General features: G+C 44.6%; 3 protein-coding genes and 1 pseudogene. All 4 read left to right on the forward strand.

Features of this window, described 5'->3' with window-relative positions; translation table 11 throughout:
• The first annotated feature begins 225 nt into the window (after positions 1-225).
• Positions 226-1,137 (forward strand): leucine-rich repeat protein, encoded by a 912-nt coding sequence (locus ACO4PX_RS07175; protein ID WP_485572115.1) that lies wholly within the window; start codon positions 226-228, stop codon positions 1,135-1,137.
• 21 nt (positions 1,138-1,158) lie between these two features.
• Positions 1,159-2,898 carry a vWA domain-containing protein gene (locus tag ACO4PX_RS07180; protein WP_485572116.1) on the forward strand — a complete coding sequence of 580 codons (1,740 nt, stop codon included), beginning with the start codon at positions 1,159-1,161 and terminating at the stop codon, positions 2,896-2,898.
• A 24-nt stretch (positions 2,899-2,922) separates the two neighbouring features.
• The gene (locus ACO4PX_RS07185) at positions 2,923-4,428 is read left to right on the forward strand and encodes an ATP-binding protein (protein WP_485572117.1); all 1,506 of its coding nucleotides are present in this window, start codon (positions 2,923-2,925) and stop codon (positions 4,426-4,428) included.
• A 473-nt stretch (positions 4,429-4,901) separates the two neighbouring features.
• Positions 4,902-7,406, forward strand: a pseudogene (locus ACO4PX_RS07190) (hemoblobin-interacting domain-containing protein); the annotation flags it as partial.

The following is a 7,406-nucleotide window of genomic DNA, read 5'->3' on the forward strand; positions in this document are numbered from 1 at the left end:
CAAGAGATTTTCCCATTCGCAATTCTGTGTTAGAATTCTGCGAATGGGATTTTTTTATTCTTAACGAGTATCCCGCGCGTGTTGAGCGATATCTCGTTTGTTATGGACTTCTGAATGTAGGGGAAGATTATAAAATGTAGGGAAAGATGATAAATCTTCTGAAACAGAGTGTAGAAAAATAGTGTAGAAAAATAGTGTTAAAATATAGGGGAATAAGGGGAAAGTATGGGATTTCTCTTTGAAGAGAAAGAAGATCGAAATGGAAAATATGCGGAAATTACCGGGTACGAGGGTCGTATTCGGCATTTGCTGATTCCGAAAATGGTGGAAAATGAAGCAGGGCTCAGTCTTCCGGTGCGGGTGATTGGCAGCCATGCCTTTGACGGCAGGGAGGATTTATGCTCGGTGGAGCTTCCTGAGACTGTGCACACCTTAAGAAGTTTTTCCTTTTTTAACTGCATCCACCTTTCCCATATTCGCCTCTTTGACAGCATTGAAGATTATTATGACGGCAGCTTTCGGCAGTGCAGAAGTCTTCAGGAAATTGATGTACAGTTGCTTAGAGAGGGACGTTTTCAGATTCTTCGAGATATCTTAGGGGACAGTGACAGGCAGATTCTTCTGCATTTGACTATGGAGAAGGGAGAGTGTGCCCTGCTTTTTCCGGGCTATGTGGATAAGGTGCGGGAAAATACCATGGCCAGGCAGATTCACGATACGATAGAGGGCTGCGGTTACAGCTACCGGCAAACCGTGGGACGTTCTCAAATTGATTTTCGTCTTTATGATAAGCATTTTCAAAGGGCCACCTATGATGCGAAAGAGGCGGCGGTTTTGATTGCTCTTTGCAGGCTTCGCTATCCTATGGAATTACTGGACTGGGCCAAGGAGGAGTATCTTCATTTTTTGAAAGAAGAAGGAGAATTCTCCATTTCTTTTCTGCTGGAAGAGGGAGAAGAGGAGTGGATTCGTTATTATTTGTCTTTGGAAATTATGTCTAAGGAGGCCTGCGACAAGGCTCTTTCTCTCCTGTGGAAGCAGGAGCGCCCAGAGCTTACAGCCCTGTTTTTAGCTTATCAGGAAAAGCATTTTCCCAAGAAAAAGGAGGAGCTTTTCTTTGATATTTCGGATTTGTAATGCGTATGGAAAGGAAGGAAAATGAAGGGAAAAAGGGAAGAAAGACGTCCTACCGCCCAGGGAAGTTTAAATGACCTCGGCAGCAGGATTTTAAATCAATCTCGTTATGAGCTAAGCCTTTCCATGCGGCATTTGGCCAGAGCTTTGGACAGACTTCCCTACGAGATGGACTTTAATACCCAAAGGATGGGAACAGAGGGGGAGCGGATTCATTTTCATCCGGAGTTTATCTTTCAGCTTTTTATGGAAAGTCCCCAGAAGTTAAATCGTCTTTATATGCATAGTCTGCTTCATTGCCTGTTTCGGCACATGTTTAAAAATGAGGATAAGAAGGAAGAGCTTTGGAACATGGCTTGTGATATTCATGTGGAGTATGTGCTGGATTCTTTGGATGTGGACTTACTGAAAAGACCTGCGGGAGAATACAGGGAGAATACCTTCCAAAGATTGGAAGAGAAAATCAAAACCTTAAGTGCGGAGCGAATTTATCAGTATTTGGAAGAGGCGGATTTGGATTATGATGCCTGGGAACGCCTGGAACGAGAGTTTTACAAGGACGACCATGTATTTTGGAAGGTCATAGACAGGGAGGATGCTCCCGGAGAGGAAGGCGAGGGAGATGGCGATGGAGCCCCCCTTCCCATGCCGGAGGATTTTTCTCCCGATGACAGCTCTTCTCAGGATTCCAATCCTTCCGAAGATACTTCCGCGCAAAATGGAGCTTCCTCTGAGGGAGACAGCCAAGAAGAGAAGAATCAAGAAGCGGGAAATCAAGAATCCGAAAATAGGGGATCCGAAAATCAGGGAGCCGAAAATCAAGAATCAAAAAACCAAGAATCCAAAAGCTCGGGCGAAGGAAAGCAAGGAGAGGGAAACTCGGGAGAAGACAGCCAAGGGGAAGGCACGCAAGAGGATAGTCAAAGTGGGAATTCTTCCGGAAAAAAGCAGGAAGAAAGAAAAAAATCGGAAAATCGGAAGCCTAAGGAGCAGGAGCAAAGAGAAGAGCAGGAAGCCAAGAAAAAGAGGGATGAGCTTTCCAAAGAATGGGAGGACATCAGTAAAAGGACGGAGCAGGAAATCGAACATTCTTCTAAGGAAAAACAAGAGGAACAGGGAAGTCTGGCCTGGTTTTTGCGTTTGGAACAAAAGAAATATACGGATTTTAGGGATTTTCTCCGGAGGCTGTCCGTGGATCGGGAAGAGATGAAAGTAGATTTGGATTCCTTTGACTACGGCTACTATTACTACGGTTTAGAGCAATACGGCAATATGCCGCTGATTGAGGAAAATGAGTATAGAGAAGGAAGAAAATTGCAGGAGCTGGTGATTGCCATTGATACCTCTCATTCTACCAAAGGGGAGATGGTTAAGGGCTTTTTGGAGGAAACCGCCGGCATTTTAAAGCAAAAAGATGCCTTTTTCCAAAAGGTGAAGGTACATATTCTGGAATGTGATGATGAGCTCAGGAAAGACATTTGCCTGGAAAATGTAGAGGATTTAGAGCAATACAGTAAAAACTTTGCGGTAAAGGGAGGCTATGGAACGGATTTTCGACCGGTTTTCCGCTATGTTTCGGACTTGCAGAAGCGGGGAGAACTGAAGAACCTAAAGGGGCTGATGTATTTTACCGATGGAAAGGGGCGTTATCCCAAGGAGGCTCCGCCCTATGTCACCGCCTTTGTCTTCCCTAAGGGAGAGGATATTGATGATGACAATGTTCCCTTCTGGGCGATGAAACTTTACCAGAGGGAGAAGGACTAGAGTAGTGTCAATAAGGAGAAATGTATGAATATAGAAGAAGCAAAAGAAGAAATCAAAAGGACGGTAAAGGCCTACCACCAAAAGGATGCCTCCGGCTGCTATCAGATTCCGGTGGAACGGCAAAGACCTCTATTTTTGATGGGTCCTCCCGGAATCGGAAAAACCGCTATTGTGGAGCAGGTGGCAGAGGAGCTGGGAATCAATCTGATTTCCTACACCATTACCCACCATACCAGACAGTCTGCCATCGGACTGCCCTATATTTCCAAGAAAATGTATGGAGACAGGGAGGTTTCCATTACGGAATATACCATGTCGGAGATTGTAGCCTCCGTTTATGAGCAGATTGAAAAGACCGGCATTTCCGAAGGAATTTTATTCCTGGATGAAATCAATGCGGTATCGGAGACTCTGGCGCCCACCATGCTGCAATTCCTTCAGTATAAGACCTTCGGTATGCATCAGGTTCCCGAGGGTTTTGTGCTGGTGACTGCGGGAAACCCTACGGAGTACAACAAATCTGTTCGGGACTTTGACATTGTAACCTTGGACAGACTCAGAAAAATCGAGATTCAGGAGGATTTTTCCAGCTTTAAGAACTATGCCTATAATGCGGGACTTCATTCTGCCATCCTTTCCTACTTGGAAATCAAGAAGGAGAATTTCTACTTTGTGAAGCAGGATTTAGACGGAAAACGCTTTGTTACCGCCAGAGCCTGGGAGGATCTATCCAAAATCATGCAGGTCTACGAGGAACTTCATTATCCCTTGGAAGAAAAGCTGATGGCGGAATATCTTGCGGATGAAGAGGTGGCCAAGGACTTTGCTCTTTATTATGACCTTTATTGCAAGTACAGAGAAATCTATCATGTACCGGATATTTTGGCAGGAAAGGAAATCAAGGAGGTCAGCCTCTTTGTGCAGGCCCCCTTTGACGAAAAAATCAGTCTGCTTTCCCTCTTGGTGGAGGCCTTACAGAACGGCTTTTACCGCTACAAGCAGGAACAAAAGGAGCAGGAGCATATCTTCGGTCTTTTAAAGAAGGCGAAGGAGAAAATGCAGGAGCTTCCCTTGGAGGAGGTACTGAGGCAGGAAGAAAAGACATTGGAACAAAAGAGAAAGCGGGCGAAGGAAGCGAAAATGCTTTCCAAGGATGAAGAAAAGCGCTATGCCCATCTGCTTACCACCCTTTCGGAGTACTTGAAGCTTTTACAGGAACAAAGCCAGGCCTCCGAGGAGGAAAAGTTCGGACTTTTGAAGTCTGCTTTTCAAAAGAAAGAGGAGGCAAGAAAAAAGGATGTGGAAGAAACCGGGCAGATGCTCAGCAATGCCCTTCATTTCCTTGGAGAAGTCTTCGGAGAAGGACAGGAGTTGCTGCTCTTTTTGTCTGAGCTTAGCAAGAGTAAGTATGCCTTGGCTTTCTTGTCCGAGGTGGGAAATGAAACCTACTCCCAATACAATCAGTACCTTTTATTGCAGGATCAGAAGAAGTCCTTGCAGGAAGAGCTTAGGGCGCAAATGGAGCTGTAGAAAAGGAAGAAAGGAAGCTTAGGCTATCACGAAAAAATAATTCAATATACTTTATGAATTCCATAAATGATTACAATAAATATCCTGCATAAAAATATAAACATTATTTCTGTATTTTTTAAATGCATTAATTAAATTTATAACAATTTACAAGAAGTAGCTTTTCTTATTGGGACAGAATGTATAAATCGTCCAAATAAGAGAGCTACTTCTCTTTTTCTCTTTATTTTTTAAATAGAGCTATTAAAAATCCAGTTTAAAATTATCTTGACCTAAGAAGAAAAAACACTTAAGTTAGGGTTTGCTAGCATTGTGTTAGCTATTACTAATTAATTGGCTTAGATGATGTCATGAGTCACGGCCGGAGTTAATGAAGCTTATTTTTGTGAAATAAATTTTTGTTGTGTGATTTACGTGAAGTCATTAGCTCTTGCCTTTACACTGAACGATCCAAGGCAGAACAAGGAGGAAAAATGGTAAGAAAGGGATGGAAAAATGCGGCGATTTTGACAGCTATGAGCTTGATGTTGCTGCCTACATTCCAGGCCTATGCAGTAACCGCAAGGCAGAACACAAAGGGGAATTTTGTAGAAGAGGAAGGAAATTGGAGATTTAAGACTCCGGAAGGATCCAAGGTAGAAGGATGGGTGGTAAGTAATAATGAATGGTATTACTTAGATCCCGCAACAGGAAATCTTCGTTCCGGATGGTTAAGACTTTCCGACGGAACAACATACTTTTTATATACGATTCATGATGGCAACTTCGGAAAGCTTGTGACCGGTTGGAATTGGATTGACGGCTATTGCTATTATTTTGAGACTGCGGATAACGGACAGAACGGAATCTTAAAGACCAACGGCAGAACTGCAGACGGATATTTGGTAGATGCAGCAGGACGTTGGGTAAATGAAAGTACCGGCCAGGCAGTCTACGAGGCAGGAAAGGGTCTTCCCTCCTCTGAATCCGATCAGCAGGTAGCAGGTGCGGATCGTCCTATTCCACAGGTGGCAGGAGTATCCAGATCTTCCGGCACATCTGCTTCATCCGGTAGTACAGGAAGCCGTGGAAGTTCTTCCGCTAGCGGAAGTGAAAGCATCGGAAGCCGTGGAGGTTCCACATCCGGTTCCGGAAATAGCACAGTAAACAATGGCAACGCCAACACCGGAAATACTGCTAATAACGGCAGTGCCAATTCCGGAAACAATGCAAGTAACGGCAGTGCCAATTCCGGAAACAATGCAAACAACGGCAGTGCCAACACCGAGAACAATGCGAATAATACTGCCGACAATAAGCAGGACAGCAATAAGCAGGAAGCAAAGACTGCCGTAAACGCGGAAAAGACCAAGGCTGTACACACAGAGCTTGGTGACTTCGTTTCTGTAGTTTTCAACGAGGGAAGCATTTCCGACTACGATGTGTATGTGGACGGTGTAGATGTTACTGCCGCTTTGACCAATGTGGATGATGAAGGAAAGATTGTAAAGTGGATCAGTACCGTAGCTTCCCCTAAGACTTTGGAAGTAAAGAAGAAGGGAACGGAAGAAACAGTACAGACCATCACCTTAAACAAGGGAACGGCTACCGAGGCGGTAGAGGTGGGAAATCCGGAGGATGCACCGAAGTATCTGCTTACCAGAGGAAGAGTCAGCATTTACGATTACTACCTTGGACCAAAGGACAAGGAAGGAAAGGAAAAGCTCTATCCAAGTACTACTACCTTTGACTTGACAGAAAGCCGTAAAGAAAATTCCAAGAATGTCAGCACCCAGTACTATGTAAAGCCTGTTACCATTGATGAACAGGGAAGAGGCGTAGACGGACAGCAGCTTGTTGCGAAGTTCAGCCTTTCCGGGGAAGAGCAGACCAAGTGGTTTGAGGGTATTGATAAGATTGCTCTACTTCGTTATGACGACAATACCTTGATTAACGGTAATCTTACCCATAGTGTTTCTACAGAGAAGAGCAAGTATGGTACCAATGGCGTTATCACCATTCCCACTAACCAGGGAAATATGAGAAGCCACGGTTTATATCTATTAAATATTCATTCTTCCTATACAGAGGAAAGCGTGACCATTCCTGTAGAGTTTGTAAAGGCCGCAAAGTTTAGCTTAAAGCTTCAGGCCCAGAGCAACAATGCGAAGCAGGGAGAGAGAGTAGGCTTTGATGTTGTTGGAGAAAATGGTGCTACTTTTGGCAATGACCTAAAGGTAGACAATATGCAGGTTACCCTGATTAAGCCGGACGGAAGCTCCCATAACCTAACTTATATCAACGACTTCTTTAACTTCATCAACTACTTTATTGTTTATGGTACCGGCGGAGAAGACGGAAAGACCGTAAATACCGATCAGGTAGGAACTTATACCCTAAAGGTTCGCTATGCCGGCTATCAAGAGATGGAAACAAAGTTTGAAATCTTCCCCGGAAAGGCCGTAAATACAGAGGATTCCGATACGGAAAAGGCGGCAAGATCCGCAGCCAGAAAGAAGAGTAGCGGAAGCAGTTCCGCTAGCACCGGAAAGAAGGCAGATTCCGTTTCCGCAGCAACTGCCGGAAGCATCGGTAAGAAGAAAAACAGCAAGAAGAAGGCTTCTGAGGTGGATAGTACCTCCTCTGCAACCGGAGGCGGAAGTACCCACTATGATGCCAGAGTCATTTTCAACTATGACTTACTGAGCAATGCTTTACTCTTAAATGAGCTGGGTATGCTAAACAGCGATGCGTCGGCTGTGGTAGAGCAATATTTCAACATGACCATCGATGACAGCTCCTACCTCTACAATGAGGGAGCGGATGCTTTCTACAGCTACCGTGATTACTTAAATGTCAATGCGGAGAAGAGAAGAGCCGGCGGAAAGCTCCTTAGCTTTAAGGATTTTATTGCTACGGCTCAGAAGAAGGACTACAACGGGCCTTCTCAGGTCTTAAATGTACTGGAAGACGGACGCCTTGGTGCTCTTACCGACTTT

The organism is Oribacterium sp. (assembly GCF_057249185.1).